Source organism: Bombella sp. ESL0385 (assembly GCF_009725755.1).
GTDB classification, from domain to species: domain Bacteria; phylum Pseudomonadota; class Alphaproteobacteria; order Acetobacterales; family Acetobacteraceae; genus Bombella; species Bombella pollinis.
This window is the reverse complement of the sequence record NZ_WNIJ01000001.1, coordinates 1,195,264-1,217,310: the sequence shown is the minus strand read 5'-3', so window position 1 is coordinate 1,217,310 and position 22,047 is coordinate 1,195,264. Positions and strand designations below refer to the sequence as shown.

Genomic DNA, 22,047 nt, shown 5'->3' with positions numbered 1-22,047 from the left:
TTGACCCCCGGGAAAATATAGGCCACCTCCTTAAATACGGACCGTGCAGGTCTTAAATAAAGAATCGTAACAGAGGTTGTGGGTTTTCACCGTGCTGAGACTATCCAAATTGGCTGACTATGCGACTGTTGTCCTCGTAAGATTAGGGGAGCGTGGGACTTTGGCCACGGCGGCGGCTCTCGCGCAGGAGACAGGCGTGCCAGAGCCAACCGTGGCAAAGCTGTTAAAAGGCCTTGCCGCTGGTGGGCTTGTGGTTTCCTTTCGTGGTGCGCGTGGGGGGTACCGGTTAGTTGATGAGCTAAAGGATATTTCTGTAGCGCGGGTCATTACGGTTGTGGATGGTCCCATTCGTGTTACCGCCTGTTGTGATGGGCGGGAGTGTGCCCATGGGGAGACCTGTGGTCTCTCTGGCCAATGGGATATGGTCAATCAGGCTGTTCGTCAGGCGTTAGAGAGTATTAGCCTTGCGGATATGGCCAACCCCGCTCTCAAGTTTGATCCGTCCTCTGCCGCATCGGCGGGAGCGACAATGCGTGTAGCTGAAGGACAGGGAGGATGCCATGCCGGCTGTGTCGGAAACTCGTGAAGCTGTAGAGAAACTGGCAAAGTCCAATTATGAATGGGGCTTTGAGACAGATGTGGAGATGGACCTCGCCCCTAAGGGACTGAATGAGGACATCGTCCGGCTCATCTCTGCACGGAAGAAAGAACCGCAATGGATGTTGGAATGGCGGTTAAAGGCGTTTCGGTCTTGGCAGGAGATGAGCGAGCCAAATTGGGCGAAGGTGAAGCACCCTCCCATTGATTATCAAGATGCCCATTATTTCGCTCAGCCTAAAAAGAAGCCGGGGCCTAAAAGCCTTGATGAGGTGGATCCCGAACTGCTGAAGACTTACGAGAAGCTCGGCATCCCCCTGCATGAGCAAGAGATGCTCGCTGGTGTTGAGGGGGCCGGGCAAAAAACGCCCGTTGCCGTTGATGCGGTGTTTGATAGCGTCTCTGTTGCGACGACTTTCCGTAAAACATTGGCCGAAGCGGGAGTGATTTTCTGCCCAATTTCTGAGGCGATTATTGAGCATCCAGACTTGGTGAAGAAGTATCTCGGCACGGTTGTGCCAGTGGGGGATAATTTCTTCTCGGCGTTAAACTCAGCTGTTTTTACCGATGGTTCTTTCGTCTATGTGCCTAAAGGGGTACGTTGCCCGATGGAGCTATCCACTTACTTCCGCATTAATGCTCGTAATACTGGGCAGTTTGAGCGGACCTTAATCATCGCTGAGGACCGTGCCACAGTGTCCTATCTGGAGGGCTGTACAGCCCCGCAGCGTGATGAAAATCAGCTTCATGCTGCTGTTGTAGAGCTTGTGGCGATGGAGGATGCCTCCATTAAATATTCCACAGTGCAAAACTGGTATCCCGGTGATGAGGATGGCAAAGGCGGTATCTATAACTTCGTAACCAAGCGGGGGATTTGCAAAGGCGATCGCGCCCGCATCTCGTGGACGCAGGTAGAAACAGGCTCTGCCATTACATGGAAGTACCCTTCCTGTATTCTTGCCGGTAAAGGCTCAGTGGGGGAGTTTTACTCCGTTGCCGTCACAAATGGTCATCAACAAGCTGATACGGGTACGAAGATGATCCATCTCGCCCCCGATACACGCTCCACCATTGTGGCAAAGACAATCTCGGCAGGGAAGTCCGATAGCACGTATCGTGGTTTGGTGCGGATGCAGCCAAAGGCACGCAATGGGCGGAACTTTACGCAATGCGATAGCTTGCTTATTGGCGACCAATGCGGGGCGCATACAGTGCCTTACATCGAGAGCCGCTCTCTGAGTGCGCGTGTCGAGCATGAGGCCACAACCTCCAAAATCTCTGAGGACCAGCTCTTTTATTGTCGCTCCCGTGGTTTTTCCGAGGAGGAAGCTGTGGGGCTTATCGTCAATGGTTTTTGCCGGGAAGTGCTTAAAGAGCTGCCAATGGAATTCGCTGTGGAAGCGCAGAAATTGCTTCAAATCAGCCTAGAAGGAAGCGTGGGGTAAGGTATGAGTGAGTTTCTAAAAATTGAGGGGCTGAAAGCCCAGATTGATGCTGATGGCACCCCAAAGGAGATTCTAAAGGGCCTAAGCTTGGAGATTCCCAAAGGGGAGGTTCATGCCATTATGGGGCCGAATGGCTCTGGTAAATCCACACTCTCTTATGTTCTGGCAGGGCGTGAGGATTACGAAGTTACGGCAGGCTCAGCGCAGTTTAAGGGGCGAGATTTATTAGCTTTAGAGCCAGAAGAACGCGCTGCTCTTGGTGTGTTTTTGGCCTTTCAAGCTCCGGTGGAATTGCCGGGGGTAAATAACGCTAACTTCTTGCGGACCGCCGTTAATGCCGTGCGCAAGGCCCGCGGGGAGGAGGAGTTGGATGCTGTAAGCTTCCTCAAACTCGTACGGGCAGAGACAAAGCGTCTCTCCATGTCGGATGAGATGCTCAAACGGGCCGTGAATGTCGGCTTCTCCGGTGGTGAGAAGAAGCGTAATGAAGTGCTGCAAATGCGCTTATTGAAGCCTTCCTTAGCCATTTTGGATGAGACAGATAGCGGCTTGGATATTGATGCGCTGCGTATTGTGGCAGAGGGGGTTAATTCCCTGCGTGGGCCGGATTTCTCTTCTTTGGTGATTACTCATCATCAGCGTCTTTTGGATTACATCGTGCCAGACCGTGTGCATGTGATGGCCCATGGGCGTATCATCCATAGCGGTGGGCCAGAGGTGGCCAAATTGCTGGAAAAACAAGGCTATAAACAGTTTCTTGAGGCCGCAGCGTGAGTGAGAATAAGGCAGCAGCTTGGCAGGCTCTAACGGGTCGTGCTGGGGAGCGTGCAGCCCTGCTCGGTACGGAGGGGCTGCCGACAAGACGAGTGGAAGCATGGCATTATACGCCGTTGCAATCGCTTAATGGGGTGGCATGGCAGGCTGCTCCTGCGTTGGGGGAGGCGCGCATTAAGCAGAGCGTGGCAGAGCTAGACCTCCCTCAGCATGATGGGATTTTGGTTTTTGCCAATGGGCAATTCTGCCCTGCATTGTCCCATCTACCTGCTTGTATGGAAGTGCAAGAATATGGTGATGGGGCCGCTGTACCGCGCTTGCTAACAGGGCGTTTTTCAGCGGGATTGAATGCCGCCTTGCGTCAGCCGGGTGCGCGGTTGAAGGTCCCTGCTGAGCGGGATGCGGGTTTGGTGATTATGGTCAGCCTCACTGAGGGCGAGGATGTCTCCACCCATTTGCACCATAGTGTTACCTTAGCAAAAGGGGCAAAGTTGACTTTGCTGGATATTCAGCTGGGGACTGGGCGGTATCTGACAAACCCGCAAATGGATGTTCATTGTGCGGAGGAGGCTCATTTCAGCCATATCACGCATCAAAAAGAGAGCCCCCTTGCAGCACGTCTTGCGATTGCTGGGGCCAAGATTGAGGGGCGGGGCAATTATGATAGCTTTACCCTCAATCAAGGGGGAGCCTTAGCGCGGCAAGAGGTTGTTAGCCAGCTTAATGGGCCGTTTAGCAATACGAATGTGAATGCGATTCAGCTTGTGGATGGAGAGCGGCTGAATGACCTGTCCTCTATGATTCATCATGCCGCACCGGATTGCACATCCCGCCAAACGGTGCGGACAGTCCTCTCCGAGCAAGGGCAAGGGGTCTTTCAGGGTAAGATTTTGGTAGACCAAATTGCCCAAAAGACGGATGGGTATCAGATGAATCAGGCCCTGCTTCTCTCTGAAAAAGGGCAGATGAACAGCAAGCCAGAGCTTGAGATTTATGCTGATGATGTCAAATGCAGCCACGGGGCGACTGTGGGGGCGTTGGATGAGGAGCAGCTTTTTTACCTACGCTCGCGCGGTGTGCCAGAGGCGCAGGCGCGTGATATGCTCGTACAGGCTTTCTTGCTAGAGACGGTAGAGCTCGTAGAGCATGAGAGCCTCCGTCATTATTTGCTAAAGGCATTACCCGGCCATGTTGGATGATGTACGCGCCCAATTCCCCATTCTTTCAGAGACGGCACATGGCCGCCCGCTTGTCTTTTTAGATAGTGCGGCCTCGGCCCAAAAGCCGGAATGTGTCATCGAGGCTATGGGGCATGCGGCGCGGCATTGTTATGCGAATATTCATCGCGGCCTTTATGATATGAGCGAGCGGACCACGCAGGCTTATGAGGCCGTGCGTGATGATGTAGCGCGCTTCCTTAATGCAGCGGACCGGCGTGAGATTGTCTTTACAAAGAATAGCACAGAGGGCCTTAACCTTTTGGCTCATTCCTTAGGCAATCAGCTAAAACCTGGCCAAGCGGTGTTGATTTCCGCCTTGGAGCATCATGCGAACATCGTCCCGTGGCTTATGTTGCGAGAGCGGTTGGGTATTGAGCTGCGCGTTGCACCGCTTAATGCTGCGGGGGATATTGACCTGACCGCTTATGAGGATTTGCTGCGTGATGGCCGTGTGGCTCTTGTCTCAGTCACGCATATGTCCAACGTGTTGGGGACCATTACACCGGCCAAGCGGCTTGTGGAGCTGGCCCATCATTATGGGGCAAAAATCATTTTGGATGGCTCCCAATCTATCGTGCATCGCAAGGTAGATGTGCAGGCTCTTGGTGCGGATTTCTTTGTCTTTACGGGGCATAAATTATATGGCCCGACTGGTGTTGGCATTTTGTGGGGTAAGCTGCCTTTGCTGGAGGAGATGCCGCCTTTCCTAGGGGGCGGGGATATGATTCGCTCTGTCTCTTTTAAAGCAGCAACATGGGCGGATGCGCCGCATAAGTTTGAGGCTGGGACGCCCGCTATTTTGGAGGTGCTCGGCCTTGGGGCGGCTATTCGCTTTGTTGAGGGCATAGGGGCTGAGCGGATAGAAGCGCATGAGCGTGAGTTGGTGGCTTATGCGCAAGAGCGGCTTGAAGGGCTAGAGGGTGTTCGCATTATGGGCCGCCCTGTAGAGCGTGGGGGGGTGTTCTCTTTCCAAGTGGAGGGGGCTCATCCGCATGATTTGGCTGTACTGCTGGACCAACAGGGCATTGCCATCCGTGCGGGGCAACATTGTGCCGAACCATTGATGCATGAGCTTGGCGTGCAAGCGACAGCACGCGCTAGCTTTGCTATCTATACAACATGTGATGATATAGACGCTCTGGCACATGGGATTGAGCGTACGCGTAGCTTACTTGCGTGAGGGTGTTATGACAGGCGCAGATGACCAGATGATGAATGATTCCACAGCCCCTCTGGAAGGTGAGGCGACTACGCCTACAGAAGGGATGCCCCTGCCTACGCAAGAGGAGGCTTATGCGGGGGAGGAGGAGCTTGTCCCCCCACCAGTGGATGCGCCGCCACAGCAAGATGAAGTCATTGCTGCGATTGAGACGGTCTTTGACCCGGAAATTCCAGTGAATGTGTATGAGCTAGGGCTGATTTACACGATTGATTTGCATGATGATGGCCGTGTGGATATTGAGATGTCCCTTACCGCGCCTAACTGCCCTAGCGCGCAAGAATTACCCCAGATGGTCCGTTACGCTGTTCTTTCCGTCCCTACGGTGAAGGAAGTGACCGTTAAGGTCGTGTGGGACCCGCCATGGGATATGAGCCGGATGAGCGATCAGGCCCGTTTGGCCTTGAATATGTTTTAAGCAAGGGGAATATCATGACAGAAATGCCCAAGAAGCGTTCTTTACCACCCTTGATGAGCTTAACAGATAAAGCCGCTACCCGTTTAAAAGCCCTTTATGAAGGGGCAGAGCAGGGTAAGCTTTTGCGGATTAGTGTTGGTAAGCGCGGTTGCTCTGGCATGTCTTATGAGATGGATTTTGTCTCTGAGGCCACAGCAGGGGATGAGCGCGTTGAGGACCATGGCTTGACGTTGCTGGTGGACCGCAAGGCCACTTTGTTCCTCATCGGTACTGTGATGGATTATGAGGTGAAGGAGCTTGAATCAGGATTCACCTTTACCAATCCTAATGAGAAAGGCCGGTGCGGCTGCGGGGAAAGTTTCCACGTTTAAGCGGTATAGAGATTAGCTTTGCCGTGCTTTTCTCGCCTTGCGGATGCGTTTGGGGTCGCGCGAGAGTGTTAAGACGGCCTCTACGTCGCTTGACCATAGGAACTGGTCAATCACATGCCATGAGAGCAAGGCGAACCCAGCTTTGTGGAGGGCTGGAAGTTCTTTCTCCAACGCTGCAGGGCTGCAACTTACATAGATGATGTCCTGCACAGTCGAGCGTATAAGCGAGGCGAGTTGCTTGCCCGTCCCTGCATAGGGTGGGTCCAACACAACAACGCGTGCCTGATTAAGCTCGGTTGGGAGGAGAGGTTGGCGGTTTAAGTCGCGCTCTGCTCCCTCAGCGCGACTTCCATGCGTGGCTGCGCGTAACGCGGATATAGCCGCTTTATCGCCTTCATAGGCTTTCACAAAACCATGCTGTGCGAGGGGGAAGGTTAATGTCCCACAGCCTGCATAAAGCTCAATAATGCGGTCTTTACGGTTGAGGGGAGGCAGCCCTGCTAATACGGCTTCGCAAATAGCGGCCTCACCCTCGCTACTGGCTTGGAGGAAACTAGCGGGGGGCGGGGTGACTTTTACACCCCCAAAATGATGAAAAACGGGGCCATTCTGGGCAGCAGTTTCCATCATTTTGCCGGGGGCAGGCCGCCATGTGATGCGTGGTATATGGTGCGCACGCGCAAAAGCTGCGAGTTTTTCACGGTCTGAGCCGCTCAAAGGGGCGGGGGTTTCTAAGGTGAGGTCTGGTCCGCTTTCGAGCAGATTAATCGCTAAAGCTCCCCGGCCTGTCAAAGCCCCTAATGAGGCAAGGCATGTACGCAATGGGGGCAATAGAGCGAATAGTTCTGGCCGGATGAGCGGACATTCCGTCATATCAACGGGGTCCCCACCGCGTTCATGTAAGCCGAGAATAACCCCACCGGGCACGCGTTGCAGGGCCACATCCAGCCTTTGGCGGCTATGAGGTGGGGTTTGATACATTATGGGGGTGGGGAGGTCGGTAAACCCACTTTTGGTTAAAGCGCGCTCTATGTGCTGGGCCTTCCAATGCAGGAGAGCGGTAGGCTCCATATGTTGGAGGGTACACCCCCCACAACGGCCTGCAAGGCTACAAGGGGGGTTAACACGCTCCGGGGCATAATGATCCCACCCCAAAAGCTCTACTGATTCGTGATGAAAACGTAGATGAAGCTGCTCACCGGGCAATGTGCCGGGGATGTAATAGCTGCGTCCTTCGTAACGCACCATCCCATCGCCTGAGCGGCCTAGCTGCTCGACCGTGAGATGGCATTGCTGGGAATCCCCCCTCATGAATCAGAAGGTTCATGCGGCTCTGGCAGATAGCTGACCTTCATAAAGGCAGGGACGTTCTCACCAAAACCATCCTGCATGCCATTTGTCTCTGGCACAGGGGGGAGCAGCTCCGCCCGACCAGAGCGTTTATGGTCATGCTTACGCGCCTCAGGAAGAAGAGCGCGTGAAGCTTGCTTCTTCGGCGGTGTGGGTTGCTCGTCCGTTTTTGCCTCTGGGGCGCGTTTGTTGCGCCCTTGGCGGGTATTTTTCGCCCCATCTTTTTTATGAGATGGTTTCGCCTTATCCTCGCCGCGCCATTGCAGGGAGGGGAAATCCTCAACCTCTATAGCTTCAATTTTCTTACCGGTGAGGGCCTCAACAGCTTCGAGCAGCTTTTGCTCATCAGGCGTGGCGAGGCTATAGGCGATTCCTTCCTTCCCTGCGCGGCCTGTCCGACCAATACGGTGAACATAATCCTCCGCATTAAAGGGGAGGTCGTAATTCACAACATGGGAAAGCCCGCCAATATCAATCCCGCGTGCTGCAACGTCAGAGCAAACAAGAATGGATAACTCACCAGAGCGAAAACGCTCTAACGTATCAAAACGCACATCTTGGGCGAGGTCACCATGGAGATGCCCTACAGAGAACTTCTGTTTAGTAAGGTAATGTTCTAGGGAATCAACATCGCGCTTCCGGTTGCAGAAGATAATGGCATTTTGAACATCATCATGGCGTAGTAATGCGGAGATAGCGCGGTTTTTATCCCGTTTCTCGACAATGAGCAGCCCTTCAGTAATCGTGCTAGCAACAGAGGATTGCCGCGCAATGGTGATTTCCTTCGGGTTATTGAGGAAATTATCCGCTAAGTGGCGAATCTCCGGTGCCATCGTCGCAGAGAAAAAAAGCGTCTGACGCTGGCGAGGGAGGAGGCTGACAATGCGCTCAATATCAGGGATGAAGCCCATATCTAGCATACGGTCTGCTTCATCAATAACGAGCGTGTCCGTTTGTGTAAGCAGCAGCCCGCCGCGGTCGAACATATCTAGTAAACGCCCCGGTGTGGCGATGAGTACATCTACCCCACGATTAAGAATATCGCGTTGTTCATTCAGTTTCCCCCCGCCGATTAATAGAGCGTGGGTCAGGCGGAGATGTGCCCCATAAAGCTTGAAGTTCTCTGCTACTTGCAATGCTAGTTCCCGCGTGGGCTCCAGAATGAGCGAACGCGGCATACGCGCTCGTGCGCGGGATTTGGAGAGCTTCTCTAGAAGAGGCAGCGTGAAAGAGGCTGTTTTACCCGTCCCTGTTTGGGCAACCCCCAGCACATCACGCCCTGCTAGAATTGCCGGCGTGGCAAGAGCTTGGATAGGCGTTGGGTGAGTATACCCCATGGCCTCAACAGCTTTAAGAATAGGGGCTGATAAGGCAAGGTCTTGGAAGCGCGGACGGCCTTCCTGCTCCGCATCCTCATGATGAGGGGTATCTTTATGCTGCGATGAAGACGCTGTGACGGGCTGTGTCTCGGTCTGCTCAGCAGGTTTATTGGCGTCTGCACTCTTAGTGTTGCGCGTACTTGCCCGCTTCCGCGTAGTAGTACGGGGCTTTGTCTTTGGTGTGGTAGAATCGCCATCTGCTATAGCCTCATCGGCTGGTGCAGTGGTTTTTGATTCAACCGCTTTTTTACGGCGTGTACGCTGCGTTTTGGGGACTGGAGCCTCGTCCGCATCTGTCACTTCAGGCTCAGAGGCTACGGGTTTTGCTTTGGCGCGGGTCGTTCTTTTACGCGTAGTCGGTTTGGCTTTGGCCTCGCCATCGTCCGTGGTGGTAGGGGCCTCATCTGCACTCACCGTCTTACGGCGTGTCCGTTTAGCGGGCTTCTTTTCAGGTCCGTCAGCAAGAATGGTCTCTTCCGCTGCGGTAGCTTTGGTTGTACGGCGGCGGGTGGGTGTTTTGCGTTTTGGCGTCTCAGTTGCAGCTTCAGCCTCAATAGAAGCATCAGCTCCACTCTCTGTCTCAGCAGGAGTGACGGCTTTTTTGCGGCTCGTTGCCGTTGTGCGGCGGCGCGTAGTCGTCTTTTTAGGGGGGGTAGGCGTAGAGTCGGCCTTCACATCCTCATCGCTTAATGGTTCCGTTCCCGTTTCGGCCTCTGCCTTAGCTGTTTTGGTGCGTGGGGAAGGGGTTTTCCGTGTGCGGCTTGTGCTGCTGCGGGTTTTGGACGGACCAGAGGAGGTTTTGCTGCTCAAATGACTCTCGGACTATTGCTGTTACAGGTCTGGCCATCCGGCACCCCGTCGGACAGCCCCACGCGCATTTTGCAGATAGGGGAAACGACCTTCTGCAGTATGCGTTTCCCGTTTGTTATCTGCAAAAGCCCTTTTTGGCAAGGTGAAGGCCAAGCGGTTTATAGTTAAAACAGGGTGTTTATTAGCCCACCCCACCAAGAGCCCCGGCAAAGATGGCAATAATGCCACAAAGTGCCATGAGCGCAGTACGGCGGTGTAAAATGGTAAAGAGCTGCGGTTGAGGCCGCAAAGCACGGCGTGCCGTCCGTAAGGGGCCAAAAGTCATGCTTAGAAAGAGAATAATCATTAAGAGGCCGCACAGGGCCATAAGATGATACGGCCATGGTAGATGCCCACCTGCGTGGATGATGAGCGCAATGCCGCTGAGAATAGCAAGAGGAATAACATGCCATAATGCTCTTAAAAAACGGCTATAGCTCTGTAATAAAACCGTGCTGGCTTGTTGGGCGTCTAATAAACGTGTGGTGCGGCGTGTTTGTAGGCAGAAAATAGCCCCACCAACCCAATAGGTGATACAAAGAAGATGTAGGGCAAGGACAACGCCCCAAAGCAGAGAGCTGGTCATAGTTCATCCATACTGTGTCATAATCTGTTCGCCCACCTTTATAGAGAGAAGATTGCTTTATGTCCTGTCTTTCCCAGCAAAGTTTTTTGTCATCAGCTCTTTTATCACCAGAAGAAACACGCCAGATGGACCAAGCCATGGAGGCGATTCTCCCTATGATTATGGAGCGTGCAGGCATGATGGCCGCACGGCTAATCCGCCAGCATGTAAAGCCCTGTCGTGTTGTGGTGGCGTGCGGGCCGGGGAATAATGGCGGGGATGGCTATGTGCTGGCACGGCATTTGCTCTCATGGGGGTGGCCGGTGCGTGTTGCGATGACGCAGCCCCCTGTTGAGGGCAGCTTGGCCCAGCAAATGGCGGCGCGCTGGCATGGTGATGTGGTCGATTTTACCCCGCAGGAAGCTGCAAGGGCGGAGTTGGTGGTGGATGCCGTCTTTGGGGCCGGGGTGAATCGGCCATTACCGCCTCTTGTAGAAGCCTTTTTTGCAGCGGCACCGCGCATTATTGCCATTGATGTTCCTTCTGGTCTTGATGGGGCAACGGGCAGCTTGATGGGGCAGGTAGCACCATGTGCTATGACCATTGCACTTATCCGCAAGCGGCCGGGGCATTTGCTTTTGCCGGGACGTTCGGTTTGTGGGGAGGTGCTGTGTGCTGATTTGGCCATTCCTGAAGCGATTTTAGCCGATACGCGCAGTATAATGTGGGAGAATGGCCCTGCCTTATGGGCATTACCGCAGCAAGAGCCGCTTGATCATAAATATAGCCGTGGTGTGGTAAGTGTGTGCGGCGGGGCCGAGATGCCTGGTGCAGCCTTTTTTGCCTCTGAGGCAGCGCGGCATGTTGGGGCGGGTATGGTGCGGCTGACAGTGCCAGAGGCGGCCGCCATGATGTATCGACTCGCCTCTCCAGCCGCGATTGTTGATACCCAATCTTTAGCCGCCGCTTTGGAGGATAAACGGCGGCATGTGTGGGTTTGTGGCCCCGGTTTGCAGCCTGATGAAGTGGGACGCACCCTTCCGTTACTCCAAAAGGAAGGGCGGCAGATTGTTGTTGATGCAGGTGCCTTCTCTTGGGCTGCGGGGAATCCCGAGCGTTTAAAGGGGGCGACTGTTATGACACCGCATATGGGGGAGTTTGCACGACTTTTCGGGCCTATTCAGGGGGATCGCTTACAGGCAGCCCGTCACGCAGCAAAGCAGTTGAATCTTGTGGTCGTGCTGAAAGGGGCCGATAGCATCATTGCAGCCCCTGATGGTCGGGTCGCGATTAATAGTCACGCCACTCCCGCTTTAGCTGTAGCAGGGGCAGGGGACGTGCTTAGCGGTATTATCGCGACATGTCTCGCAGCGGGGATGCCCGCTTGGGAGGCTGCTGCGGCAAGTGTGTGGGTGCACGGGGAGGCGGCACGGCGCGCTGCGGCGTTAAAGGGGGGATGGATTGTGCCAGAAGATATCTTCGCCCAGCTTGGTTTGGCGCGTCAGGCAGCTTCTCATAGCCTGGAAGATGCAGGAAAATGGCGCATTAAGGGATAATTTACAGCATAAAAGAGAGATTTGCAGGAAAGGCCCCTTGCCGTGAAGGGGTTCATGCGTTAAATCCGCAGAACAATGAAGGCATCGGTCCTTAAACGGGCTGGTACTGGAGATAGCCGTCTGGTTTATGCGGGCGTGGTGAAATTGGTAGACACGCCAGATTTAGGTTCTGGTGGCGCAAGCTGTGGGGGTTCAAGTCCCTCCGCCCGCACCAAGGCACTCTCCATTTAAATGTACGATGCTGGAGATCCCCTGTATTATAGAGAAGGAATGTCGGATTCATGCAGGTTAAGCCCATCCTCAATGAGGGCCTGAAACGGTCTTTCACAGTAGTTGTTCCTGCCGCTGACCTGCAGGGCCGGTGTGAGGCTCGTCTGGCTGAAGTGAGTCGCGATGTTAAACTCCCCGGCTTCCGCCCCGGTAAAGTGCCCGCCAGCGTTGTAAAGCAGCGTTTTGGTGAGTCTGTTCAAGCTGAGGTGGCTGAGAAGCTGGTGCAGGAGAGTGTGCGTAAGCTGCTAGAGGATGAGGCGATTCGCCCAGCTATGCAGCCGCAAGTTGATGTTGTTTCTACCGGGACAGACGGTAAGGACCTTGAGTTTAAAATCGAGATGGAAGTCCTGCCTGAGATTACCATCCCCGATGTATCTGGCACAAAGCTGACCCGTTATAGCGCGAAAGTTGCTGATGAGGTCGTAGAGAAAGCTCTGCGTGAGGTTGCACAACGTAACCGCACATTTGAAGTGATTGAAGAAAGCCGCCCTGCTGTGAAGGGTGATGTGCTGAATGTCAATTTCGTTGGCAAAAAAGATGGCACACCTTTTGAGGGTGGCACCGCTGATGATGTGAATGTCGAGATTGGTGGCGAAGGCTTCATCCCCGGTTTTGCTGACCAGATGGAAGGTATGAAGCCCGGTGATGAGCGCGTCATTACTGTGACCTTCCCAGAGAATTATCAAGCTGCTGACCTTGCCGGTAAAGAAGTGACGTTTGACATTAAAGCAAACGCGCTAAAGAAGCCGGTTGACCCAACCATTGATGATGAGTTTGCTAAAGGGCTGGGCCTAGAGAGTGTTGAGCAAATGCGTAAGCTCATCACCGAGCAGGCCGAGGGTGAGTATAAACAGCTTTCCCGTATGCGGATTAAGCGCGAGCTGTTGGACGCTCTTGCCGAAAAGACCAATTTTGATGCGCCTGAGAGCATGGTGGATGCCGAGTTCGCGCAGATTTGGAGTCGGATTGAGGAAGAGCGTAAAAACGGCACTCTTGATGAGCAAGATGCCGCGAAGGATGAAGACACCCTGCGCGCTGACTATCGCAAAATTGCCGAACGCCGTGTAAAGCTCGGCCTGCTTTTGGCAGAGATTGGTCGTAAGCAAGAGATTCAAGTCTCTCAGGAGGAGCTACTTTCTGCATTACAGCAGGAGGCACGCCGCTATCCGGGTCAAGAACAGATGGTCTTTGAGTTCTTTACAAAGAATCCTCAGGCCATTGAGAGCCTCCGTGGTCCTATCTTAGAAAATAAGGTGGTGGATTATCTCATTGAGCTTGCTGATGTGACGGATAAAGAAGTCACAGCCGAGGAGCTTGCTGATATGCCAGATGCGGAATAATCGCCGCATTGTATAAAGAAGGGGCAGCCTGCCGCTGCCCCTTTTTTTTGCTCTTGCCGGTGCTGGCCCTCTTGTATAGCCGCGTTGCTGTTTTATCTCACAAAGACAAAGCCTAACGGGCTGTGCTAGGGTGAGGGGACGTTGTAAAGGAAAATACCTATGGGCATTGAAGATCGTAACCCTCTGGAAGTGTTTAATAATACACTCGTGCCAATGGTGGTGGAACAAACCTCGCGCGGGGAACGCTCTTTTGATATTTACTCCCGCCTTTTGCAGGAGCGCATTATTTTTCTCACAGGGCCTGTGTATGATCAGGTCTCCTCATTAATTTGCGCTCAGTTGCTGTATTTGGAGAGTATTAATCCCACTAAAGAGATTTCCTTTTACATCAACAGTCCCGGCGGCGTGGTGTCGGCTGGCTTAGCGATGTATGACACAATGCAATATATCCGCTCGCCCGTGAGTACGGTGTGTATTGGTCAGGCGGCCTCTATGGGCTCTTTGTTGTTAGCTGCTGGTGAGGCGGGGCGGCGTTTTTGCTTGCCCAATGCCCGCGTGATGGTGCATCAGCCTTCTGGTGGGGCGCAGGGTCAAGCTTCTGATATCGAGATTCAAGCGCGCGAGATTCTACAGATTCGCCGCCGCTTGAACGAGATTTATCGTGAGCATACAGGTCGCGCTTTAGAGGAAATTGAAGAAGCGTTGGAGCGTGACCGCTATCTTTCCGCAACAGAGGCGAAAGATTTCGGATTGGTGGATGAAGTCGTGCTGCGCCACCCAGCAGAGAAGAAGGCCGGTGCCTGAACATACCCGCTAGTATGGGTTTGAGGAGCTGTAATGAGCGAAAAAGAGAGCGATTCTAAAAACACGCTTTATTGTTCATTCTGTGGGAAGTCTCAACATGAGGTGAAGAAGCTCATCGCCGGGCCGACCGTTTTTATTTGCAATGAATGTGTAGAGTTATGCACGGATATTATCCGTGAGGAGCGTGGGGCAGGCCCTATTACGACTGGCGGTTCGGTCCCTACGCCGCGTGAGATTTGTGCGATTTTAAATGATTATGTCATTGGGCAGGACGATGCGAAAAAAGTCCTCTCCGTTGCGGTGCATAATCATTATAAACGCCTCGAGCATACCGAAAAATCAGGCAGTGATGTAGAGATTGGTAAGGCGAATATTATGCTCATCGGCCCGACAGGGACCGGTAAGACCTTATTAGCCCAAACCTTAGCGCGGATTTTGGATGTCCCCTTCACAATGGCCGATGCCACAACGCTGACAGAGGCCGGTTATGTGGGGGAGGATGTTGAAAATATCATCCTCAAGCTTTTGCAAGCGTGCGAGTATAATGTTGAGCGGGCCCAGCGAGGGATTGTCTATATTGATGAAATCGATAAGATTTCCCGTAAAGCTGAGAACCCGTCTATCACGCGGGATGTCTCCGGTGAGGGTGTGCAACAGGCCTTGCTAAAATTAATGGAAGGGACCGTAGCCTCCGTTCCACCGCAGGGGGGGCGTAAACATCCTCAGCAAGAGTTTTTGCAGGTCGATACCACGAACATGCTCTTTATTTGCGGCGGGGCGTTTGCTGGGTTGGACAAAGTCATTAGCGCACGCGGTAAGGGAAGTGGGATTGGCTTTGGGGCGGATGTACGCTCTGAAGATGATCGCAAGCTTGGTGATATTCTTAAGGATATTGAGCCTGAAGATTTGATGAAATATGGCCTTATCCCGGAGTTTATAGGCCGTCTTCCTGTTATCGCCACACTCAATGACCTCGATGAAGCCGCTTTGGTGCAGATATTGACCGAACCAAAGAATGCTTTGGTGAAGCAATATCAGCAGCTCTTCCAAATGGAAGGGGTGGAGTTGGAGTTCGAGGAGGAGGCGATTAAAGGGATTGCAGCTCGTGCGATCGAACGTCAAACAGGCGCGCGGGGTTTGCGCTCCATCATGGAGAAAATCTTGATGGGGACAATGTTCGACCTTCCCGGGCGAAAGACGGTTAAGAAAGTGGTTGTTAATCGCGATGTTGCAGAGGGCAAAGCCGAGCCGGTCTATGTCTATGCAGAAGGTGATGACGCTAAAACGGAGGCAGACTGACCGGCTTTGTAGCGGTTTTGGTCTGTTTATGTATGCTTCCTGTGGTGTTGGGTCTTGCCCCTCATCTCCCAACACCCCACATTAAGCCCATAGAGTGAAAGCCCCTGCCGTGCCTTAATTGGGCGGTATAGGGGTTTGATCGTCCGTTATGGAGATCTTGAAATCATGAGTGACGAAAAGAAAACAAAAACTAGCCGCCGCAAAACGGCTGATAAAGCAACGCCAACATCTCCGCGCAAGGTCCCTGCACGGCGTGTGCGGGCCTCTAGCGCGAAAGAGGAAGCAAAACAGGCCGAACCTGCCGCGGCTAAAGCGCGGGTTAAGCGGCCAGCGCGCGTTAAAAAGCCTGTTCTGCCTGTATTGCCGCTACGCAATATTGTGGTTTTCCCTCACATGGTTGTGCCGCTTTTTGTGGGGCGGGAGAAGTCCATTCATGCTCTAGAGCAAATGCCGGAGGATGTGCGGGAGATTATACTTGTCTCCCAAAAGGATGTGGCAAAAGATGAGCCAACAGTTGATGACCTCTTTCGTGTTGGCACGGTTGCGAATGTTCTTCAGCTTTTAAAACTGCCTGATGGCACGGTAAAAATCCTTGTGGAAGGCTTGCACCGCGTTCATTTAGTGGGGCTGAAAGAGCAGGATGGTTATTTCCAAAGCTCTGCGGAGATAGTGCCTGATGAGTTAGGGGCACGGCCGGGTGAGCGTGAGGCTCTGGCGCGTTCTGCTCTATCTCGTTTTGAGGATTATGCCCGTTTAAATCGCAAGGTTGCACCGGAGGTTCTTACCTCTGTTAGTCAGCTTGAGGACCCATCACGTTTAGCTGATACGATTGCCAGCCATTTGAATCTTAAGATTCCGGAGCGGCAAGAGCTTTTGGAGATTGTGTCTGTTGAGGAACGGTTGGAGCGTGTTTTCTCCTGCATGGAGGCGGAGATTGACGTGCTTCAGGTGGAGAAGCGCATCCGCAGCCGTGTTAAAAAACAGATGGAGAAGACGCAGCGCGAATATTATCTGAATGAGCAGATGAAGGCGATCCAAAAGGAGCTGGGTGAAGGCGAGGATGGCCGTGATGAGCTTAGTGAAATTGAAGATAAGATTGAAAAAGAAGGCCTGAGTCAAGAGGCGAAAGAAAAAGCGCGCGGTGAGTTGAAAAAGCTGCGGAATATGAGCCCGATGTCCGCCGAGGGCACTGTGGTGCGTAGCTATTTGGATTGGTTGGTAGGCTTGCCATGGGCTAAGCGCAGCAAACTTACAAAATCCCTCCAAAAAGCAGAAGATGTTCTGGATGCAGACCATTACGGGTTGGAGAAAATCAAAGAGCGGATTTTAGAATATCTCGCTGTTCAGAGTCGGGCTAAGAAGTTGAAAGGCCCTATTCTTTGCTTGGTTGGCCCGCCGGGTGTGGGTAAGACATCTCTTGCACGCTCCATTGCGCGCGCAACAGGGCGGAAATATGTGCGTATGTCCCTAGGGGGTATGCGGGATGAATCCGAGATTCGCGGCCATCGCCGGACATATATCGGGGCCATGCCGGGGAAGATTATCCAGGGGCTTAAAAAGGTTGGAGTAAATAATCCGCTCTTTTTGCTGGATGAGGTGGATAAGCTGGGGTCGGATTGGCGTGGTGACCCATCTTCTGCTTTGTTGGAGGTGCTAGACCCTGAGCAAAACAGCACCTTTGGTGATCATTATCTGGAGGTAGAGTACGACCTTTCAGATATTATGTTCATCACCACGGCGAACTCTTTGGATATGCCGCAACCGCTCCTGGATAGGATGGAGATTATCCGTCTTTCTGGTTATACGGAGGCAGAAAAGCTGGAGATTGCAAAACGGCATCTCCTCTCTAAGCAAGCTAAAGAGCATAATTTGCGTCCCGGTGAATGGCATGTGAGTGATGAGGCTCTGCTGGCGTTGATTCGTTCTTACACGCGGGAAGCTGGGGTGCGTAATTTGGAGCGCATGATTGCACGTCTTGCCCGCAAAGCGGTGCGCGAGCTTCTCAGCAGTAAGGTAAAGAGCATTGAGGTCACACCGGAAACGCTGGAGAAATATGCCGGTATTCCGCGCTATCGCCATAGCGAAACAGATAAGGTGGATCAGATTGGTATCGTCACAGGCTTAGCATGGACGCAAGTTGGTGGTGAGATTCTGACGATCGAGAGCCTGACCATGCCCGGTAAAGGCAATATTCGCCAAACTGGTAAGCTTGGGGATGTTATGAAAGAGAGCGTCTCTGCGGCATTTTCTTATGTGAAGTCGCGTATGGATGTTTGGGGGATTGACCCTAAACTCTTAGAGACAACCGATATTCATGTGCATTTGCCTGAAGGGGCCGTACCTAAGGATGGTCCTTCTGCCGGTGCAGCCTTGACGACTTCTCTGGTCAGTGCGCTGGCACGCATCCCCATCCGGCATGATATTGCGATGACGGGGGAGGTTACCTTACGTGGTCGCGTGTTGGAGATTGGCGGATTGAAGGAGAAGCTTCTTGCTGCGTTGCGCGCAGGGATTAAGACTGTGTTAATCCCTGAAATGAACGTTAAAGACCTCGCCGAGATTCCAGAAAATGTGAAAGAAGGGCTGGAGATTATCCCCGTTCATCATATGGATGATGTGCTGAGTGTCGCATTGACAGAGGCCCCTAAGGCTCTGCCGGGAGCGCATATAGTAGGCACAAAAGGCAAAAAAGAGACTCCGAAGGGACTTTCTCGCTCTTTTCGGCATTAAGTGAGGCTATTCTTGCTTTCTGATGGTTGACGCAGGGAAAATCCGCTTCATAGTGCAGGTGGAAACGCTATCAGGTGATTCTAATCCCAGTGGGTTGATTCACTTAACTAATAAGAAAGGTTTGTCATGGAGAAACCATTGAACAAGCAGGAGCTTATTTCTGCTGTTGCTGAAGCTGCTGACCTCCCTAAAGCAAAGGCTGGGGATGTTGTGGACGCTGTTTTCAAGACGATTGAGGAGACCCTCTCCAAAGGGCAGGAAGTTCGTCTCGTAGGCTTTGGTAGCTTTGTTACAGCACAGCGTAAGGCTGCTAAGGGTCGTAACCCGCGTACAGGTGAGGAAATTGATATTCCTGCTTCTACCTCTGTGCGTTTCAAGCCGGGTAAGGGCTTAAAGGACGCTGTCAGCAAGTAATTGCATGACAGATTAGCGGGGAAGTTTTTTTGTAAAAAAAAGAAAATTCCCCGTTGCCTTCCATTAGGGTTTTGTCTATAAGCTGTGGCGGGCAATTAGCTCAGCGGTAGAGCGTCTCGTTTACACCGAGAGGGTCGGCGGTTCGATCCCGTCATTGCCCACCATCCCTTTGTAAGTTTACTATTATGACCTGGCGTTTCGAGATTTATGAAACGCTGGCATCTACCTCCGATTTTTGTCGAGAGCGCGCTGAGGCCGGCGAGAAGACGAGGCTAGCTGTTTTGGCACGACGCCAAAGCGCAGCACGCGGTAGCCGTGGCCGTACATGGGAGAGTGGAGAGGGGAACCTCGCTTTCTCCTTTTTGTTTCATGCACCAGAGACAGCATCTTTTCGTTCAATTTTACCCTATTTGGCCGGGTTGGCTCTTTATGATGGGCTTGTTGAAGCAGCGGCTTTATCACCTGATGAGTGTCAGCAGCTTCACTTAAAATGGCCGAATGACCTTCTGCTTAACTCTCATAAAATGGCTGGTATCCTCATCGAGACTGGAGTGGTCTCTGCAACGGTCTGTTGGGTTGTTATTGGCATAGGGGTCAATTTGCAGAAAGCTCCCACCCTTACCGAACGTAAGGTTGTGGCTTTCTCCGCATTAAAGCCACCGCCTGAGCCACAATTATGTGCCGAGTCTATTCTGCGGGCTTTTGATAAATGGTGGAATGAGTGGCAGAAGGAGGGCGAGGCTACCTTATGGAAGGCATGGCTTAAACGTGCGCACCCTCTAGGTACTCGACTGATATTAGAAAGACATGGTAAGAGGACATCAGGCCGATTTGCCGGACTGGATGTGCAGGGGCGTCTTTTGCTCACACAAGATGATGGCACTGTGACCTCGGTTGTGACGGGTGATGTTATCTGTGAGTAGGGGGAGCTGTGCTGCTCGTCATTGATGCAGGCAATACGAATGTGGTTTTTGCTATTCATGATGGTTCATCATGGATTGGCCGCTGGCGTATTTCGACCGATGACCGTAGAACAGCGGATGAATATGCCGCGTGGCTTTTGGGGTTGATGGAGCGTGCAGGCATTGGTGCGGATTGTGTAACGCAGGCGATTATTGGCACAGTGGTGCCGGCTGCGTTGTATGATTTGCGGCGTTTTTGCCGTTGCTGGCTGCATGTGGAGCCTTTGGTGGCGAATCATGAGCTGGAATGGGGAATGGATGTGCTGGTTGATACCCCGGCAGAATTGGGGGCAGACCGGTTGTTAAACGGCCTTGCGGCACGTCAGCTTTATGGTGGCGGTCCCTTGGTTGTGGTGGATTTTGGTACGGCGACAACATTTGATGTTGTTGATGCGCAGGGCCGTTATTGCGGTGGGGCGATTGCACCGGGGGTGAATCTCTCGATGGATGCGTTGCATCAAGCTGCAGCACGGTTGCCGCGTGTGAGTGTAGGACGACCAATGACGGCCATAGGCCGCAATACGAGTGTGGCGATGAGGTCAGGCTTATTTTGGGGTTATGTTGGTCTGGTTGAAGGGATTGTTCACCGTATTGCCGGTGAGATGGATAAGAGTCCCAAAATTGTGGCGACAGGCGGTTTAGCCCCGCTTTTCTCCGAGGGGACGACATTATTTGATGAAGTAGCACCAGACCTCACGCTGGAGGGGTTAAGACTTCTCGCGGAGCAGAATGAGGGGCGCTTCATCACTGATTTTTCTGGGCAACAGGCCCGCAATGCCTTTGGGCATAATGGTAACGCTTGAAGAGGATCAGATGCGTTTATGACAGAGCAAGTAAGTGATTTTGCCTTTCTCCCTTTAGGAGGGACGGGCGAAATCGGTATGAATTTTAACCTCTACCGTATGCGTGAAAACGGTGAGGAGCATTGGTTGGCGATTGATTGCGGTATTGGGTTTTCGGGTAATGATACGCCAGAGGCCGATGTCCTTATTGCAGACCCTGTTTTTATTGCAGAGCGTAAGAAGGATTTGCGCGGTTTGGTGATTACCCACGCGCATGAGGATCATATCGGGGCGGTCGCGCATTTATGGCGGTATTTAAAGTGCCCGGTTTATGCCACGCCTTTTTCCGCTGCGGTGTTGCGCCGTAAATTAACTGAGGCTGGATTACAGAATCAGGTTGTTATCCATATCATCATGCCATCCTCTCGTTTTGAGGTTGGCCCGTTTGACCTCCAATTCATCCCGGTGACCCATTCGATTGTGGAAGCACAATCGGTAGCTATTCGTACACCGCACGGGATTATTATTCATACTGGGGATTGGAAGTTAGACCCCACCCCACTTGTTGGGCCTGTGACGGATGAAGAGACCTTCCGTGCTTTGGGGGATGAGGGCGTGTTGGCCCTTGTCGGTGATAGCACGAACGTCATGAAGGAGGGGCGGTCCCAGTCCGAAGCGGATGTTCGCGTTGGCTTAACAGAAATGATTGCCGGGCTAGAAGGGCGCGTGGCTGTGACCTGCTTTGCCAGTAACGTAGCCCGTGTGGAGAGCATCGCCAAAGCAGCGTTAGCCTCTGGCCGTGAGGTCATGGTGGTAGGGCGTTCTTTACGCAATCTTGAATCAGCAGCGCGGGAATGTGGCTATTTTGCTGATTTGCCGCCCTTCTTGACGGAATATGACATTAAGGATGTCCTTGATGATAATCTGTTGATGATTATCACAGGCAGCCAAGGTGAGGCGCGTTCAGCTCTATCGCGCATTGCGAGCGATACACATTCCACCATTTCACTAGGTGAGGGTGATACGGTCATTTACAGCTCCCGCGTGATTCCGGGCAATGAGCAAGCGGTGATGACCGTGCAAGATAACCTAACGCGCCGTGGTGTTACGGTGCTGACGGATAAAGACGGCATGGTTCATACATCCGGCCATGCAACAGGTGGGGATATTCGGCATCTTTATAGCTTGGTGCGCCCGCGTTATAGCATCCCAACACATGGGGAATGGCGTCATCTTACCGCTCATGGGGCTTTAGCGCGTGAGGCGGGGGCAGAGGCTGTGTTGTTAGAGGATGGCGATATCCTCAATTTAGGGCCGGGGCCTGTCGAGGTGATTGATACCGCGCCAACGGGTTTGTTGGCTCTGGATGGCGACCGCCTCCTCCCCATGACGGGCGGGGTCTTAGCGGCACGGCGGCGGATGCTCTTTAACGGCATCGTTCTGGCAAGCTTTGCTGTGGATGATGAGGGCTATGTTATCGGCGAGCCACGTATTAGCGCACCAGGCTTGCTGGAGCGGGATGACCCTGAAAGCGCACGGATTCGGGAAGAGTTCGCTTATGCGATTGATGAAATCCCCGATGAGTTCCGCCAAGATGATCAAGCGTTCCGCGATGCAGCACGCACGGCTCTGCGCCGCGCTTTGGGGCGGAAATTGCGGAAGCGTCCGCTGGTTGATGTCCATCTTCTGCGTGTCTGAGGCCT

At 53.0% G+C, this 22,047-nt stretch carries 19 protein-coding genes and 2 tRNA genes; 18 read left to right on the top strand and 3 right to left on the bottom strand.

The window, feature by feature from the left end; genetic code table 11:
• Positions 1-91: 91 nt before the first annotated feature.
• From GM557_RS05635 to GM557_RS05605, 7 genes are read left to right on the top strand one after another with little or no spacing between them, the layout of a single operon-like run.
• Complete coding sequence (locus GM557_RS05635) at positions 92-586, top strand: SUF system Fe-S cluster assembly regulator (RefSeq protein WP_370513436.1); 495 nt, start codon at positions 92-94, stop codon at positions 584-586.
• Entirely contained in the window at positions 561-2,042 is a 1,482-nt protein-coding gene (sufB, locus tag GM557_RS05630; protein ID WP_155573306.1) for a Fe-S cluster assembly protein SufB, read from the top strand. Before GM557_RS05635 ends, sufB begins: the two co-directional genes overlap by 26 nt.
• A gap of 3 nt (positions 2,043-2,045) precedes the next feature.
• Positions 2,046-2,816, top strand: coding sequence for a Fe-S cluster assembly ATPase SufC (sufC, locus tag GM557_RS05625; protein ID WP_155573305.1), 771 nt, complete (start codon positions 2,046-2,048; stop codon positions 2,814-2,816).
• Complete coding sequence (sufD, locus tag GM557_RS05620) at positions 2,813-4,015, top strand: Fe-S cluster assembly protein SufD (RefSeq protein ID WP_370513435.1); 1,203 nt, start codon at positions 2,813-2,815, stop codon at positions 4,013-4,015. The genes sufC and sufD overlap by 4 nt, the downstream gene beginning before the upstream one ends.
• A complete protein-coding gene (locus tag GM557_RS05615) occupies positions 4,005-5,216 on the top strand; it encodes an aminotransferase class V-fold PLP-dependent enzyme (RefSeq protein WP_155573304.1) in 1,212 nt (403 codons plus the stop codon). The genes sufD and GM557_RS05615 overlap by 11 nt, the downstream gene beginning before the upstream one ends.
• Positions 5,217-5,223: 7 nt before the next feature.
• Positions 5,224-5,673: an SUF system Fe-S cluster assembly protein gene (locus GM557_RS05610; RefSeq protein WP_155573303.1), complete on the top strand. Its 450-nt coding sequence runs from the start codon at positions 5,224-5,226 to the stop codon at positions 5,671-5,673.
• A gap of 14 nt (positions 5,674-5,687) precedes the next feature.
• A complete protein-coding gene (locus GM557_RS05605; protein ID WP_099027147.1) occupies positions 5,688-6,044 on the top strand; it encodes an iron-sulfur cluster assembly accessory protein in 357 nt (118 codons plus the stop codon).
• 12 nt (positions 6,045-6,056) lie between these two features.
• Here the strand turns inward: GM557_RS05605 and GM557_RS05600 are convergent, their stop codons facing one another.
• The 3 genes from GM557_RS05600 to GM557_RS05590 all read right to left on the bottom strand — a co-directional run bounded on the left by GM557_RS05600 (position 6,057) and on the right by GM557_RS05590 (position 10,208).
• Positions 6,057-7,355, bottom strand: a complete 1,299-nt coding sequence (locus GM557_RS05600) for a class I SAM-dependent RNA methyltransferase (RefSeq protein ID WP_155573302.1) — start codon at positions 7,353-7,355, stop codon at positions 6,057-6,059.
• Positions 7,352-9,583 (bottom strand): DEAD/DEAH box helicase, encoded by a 2,232-nt coding sequence (locus tag GM557_RS05595; RefSeq protein ID WP_155573301.1) that lies wholly within the window; start codon positions 9,581-9,583, stop codon positions 7,352-7,354. Before GM557_RS05595 ends, GM557_RS05600 begins: the two co-directional genes overlap by 4 nt.
• 181 nt (positions 9,584-9,764) lie before the next feature.
• A complete protein-coding gene (locus GM557_RS05590; protein WP_155573300.1) occupies positions 9,765-10,208 on the bottom strand; it encodes a hypothetical protein in 444 nt (147 codons plus the stop codon).
• 59 nt (positions 10,209-10,267) lie between these two features.
• Here GM557_RS05590 and GM557_RS05585 point away from each other — a divergent pair, with 59 nt between their 5' ends.
• From GM557_RS05585 to GM557_RS05535, 11 genes are all read left to right on the top strand, one after another.
• A complete protein-coding gene (locus tag GM557_RS05585; protein ID WP_155573299.1) occupies positions 10,268-11,743 on the top strand; it encodes an NAD(P)H-hydrate dehydratase in 1,476 nt (491 codons plus the stop codon).
• A 129-nt stretch (positions 11,744-11,872) separates the two neighbouring features.
• Positions 11,873-11,957, top strand: a tRNA-Leu gene (locus GM557_RS05580).
• A gap of 67 nt (positions 11,958-12,024) precedes the next feature.
• Entirely contained in the window at positions 12,025-13,353 is a 1,329-nt protein-coding gene (tig, locus tag GM557_RS05575; protein ID WP_155573298.1) for a trigger factor, read from the top strand.
• A 159-nt stretch (positions 13,354-13,512) separates the two neighbouring features.
• On the top strand, positions 13,513-14,157 hold the full coding sequence (locus tag GM557_RS05570) for an ATP-dependent Clp protease proteolytic subunit (protein WP_155573297.1): 645 nt from the start codon (positions 13,513-13,515) through the stop codon (positions 14,155-14,157).
• A gap of 33 nt (positions 14,158-14,190) precedes the next feature.
• Positions 14,191-15,456 (top strand): ATP-dependent Clp protease ATP-binding subunit ClpX, encoded by a 1,266-nt coding sequence (gene clpX, locus GM557_RS05565; RefSeq protein WP_155573296.1) that lies wholly within the window; start codon positions 14,191-14,193, stop codon positions 15,454-15,456.
• A gap of 165 nt (positions 15,457-15,621) precedes the next feature.
• Positions 15,622-18,186 (top strand): endopeptidase La, encoded by a 2,565-nt coding sequence (gene lon, locus GM557_RS05560; RefSeq protein ID WP_155573295.1) that lies wholly within the window; start codon positions 15,622-15,624, stop codon positions 18,184-18,186.
• 126 nt (positions 18,187-18,312) lie between these two features.
• Positions 18,313-18,600 (top strand): HU family DNA-binding protein, encoded by a 288-nt coding sequence (locus GM557_RS05555; protein ID WP_155573294.1) that lies wholly within the window; start codon positions 18,313-18,315, stop codon positions 18,598-18,600.
• Between the two features lie 89 nt (positions 18,601-18,689).
• Positions 18,690-18,764 (top strand) — tRNA-Val (locus GM557_RS05550).
• Between the two features lie 21 nt (positions 18,765-18,785).
• Positions 18,786-19,523, top strand: a complete 738-nt coding sequence (locus GM557_RS05545) for a biotin--[acetyl-CoA-carboxylase] ligase (RefSeq protein WP_155573293.1) — start codon at positions 18,786-18,788, stop codon at positions 19,521-19,523.
• An 8-nt stretch (positions 19,524-19,531) separates the two neighbouring features.
• Entirely contained in the window at positions 19,532-20,365 is an 834-nt protein-coding gene (locus GM557_RS05540) for a type III pantothenate kinase (protein WP_266137447.1), read from the top strand.
• A gap of 18 nt (positions 20,366-20,383) precedes the next feature.
• Entirely contained in the window at positions 20,384-22,042 is a 1,659-nt protein-coding gene (locus tag GM557_RS05535) for a ribonuclease J (RefSeq protein WP_155573292.1), read from the top strand.
• The last annotated feature ends 5 nt before the right edge of the window (positions 22,043-22,047 follow it).

Bases quoted from the DNA above. Each gene is read 5' to 3' on its own strand.
- sufB (WP_155573306.1), top strand. From the start codon at position 561: ATGCCGGCTGTGTCGGAAACTCGTGAAGCTGTAGAGAAACTGGCAAAG.
- GM557_RS05535 (WP_155573292.1), top strand. From the start codon at position 20,384: ATGACAGAGCAAGTAAGTGATTTTGCCTTTCTCCCTTTAGGAGGGACG.
- GM557_RS05555 (WP_155573294.1), top strand. From the start codon at position 18,313: ATGGAGAAACCATTGAACAAGCAGGAGCTTATTTCTGCTGTTGCTGAA.
- GM557_RS05545 (WP_155573293.1), top strand. From the start codon at position 18,786: ATGACCTGGCGTTTCGAGATTTATGAAACGCTGGCATCTACCTCCGAT.
- tig (WP_155573298.1), top strand. From the start codon at position 12,025: ATGCAGGTTAAGCCCATCCTCAATGAGGGCCTGAAACGGTCTTTCACA.
- GM557_RS05600 (WP_155573302.1), bottom strand. From the start codon at position 7,355: ATGAGGGGGGATTCCCAGCAATGCCATCTCACGGTCGAGCAGCTAGGC.
- sufC (WP_155573305.1), top strand. From the start codon at position 2,046: ATGAGTGAGTTTCTAAAAATTGAGGGGCTGAAAGCCCAGATTGATGCT.
- GM557_RS05590 (WP_155573300.1), bottom strand. From the start codon at position 10,208: ATGACCAGCTCTCTGCTTTGGGGCGTTGTCCTTGCCCTACATCTTCTT.
- GM557_RS05605 (WP_099027147.1), top strand. From the start codon at position 5,688: ATGACAGAAATGCCCAAGAAGCGTTCTTTACCACCCTTGATGAGCTTA.
- GM557_RS05585 (WP_155573299.1), top strand. From the start codon at position 10,268: ATGTCCTGTCTTTCCCAGCAAAGTTTTTTGTCATCAGCTCTTTTATCA.
- GM557_RS05610 (WP_155573303.1), top strand. From the start codon at position 5,224: ATGACAGGCGCAGATGACCAGATGATGAATGATTCCACAGCCCCTCTG.
- clpX (WP_155573296.1), top strand. From the start codon at position 14,191: ATGAGCGAAAAAGAGAGCGATTCTAAAAACACGCTTTATTGTTCATTC.
- lon (WP_155573295.1), top strand. From the start codon at position 15,622: ATGAGTGACGAAAAGAAAACAAAAACTAGCCGCCGCAAAACGGCTGAT.
- GM557_RS05570 (WP_155573297.1), top strand. From the start codon at position 13,513: ATGGGCATTGAAGATCGTAACCCTCTGGAAGTGTTTAATAATACACTC.
- GM557_RS05615 (WP_155573304.1), top strand. From the start codon at position 4,005: ATGTTGGATGATGTACGCGCCCAATTCCCCATTCTTTCAGAGACGGCA.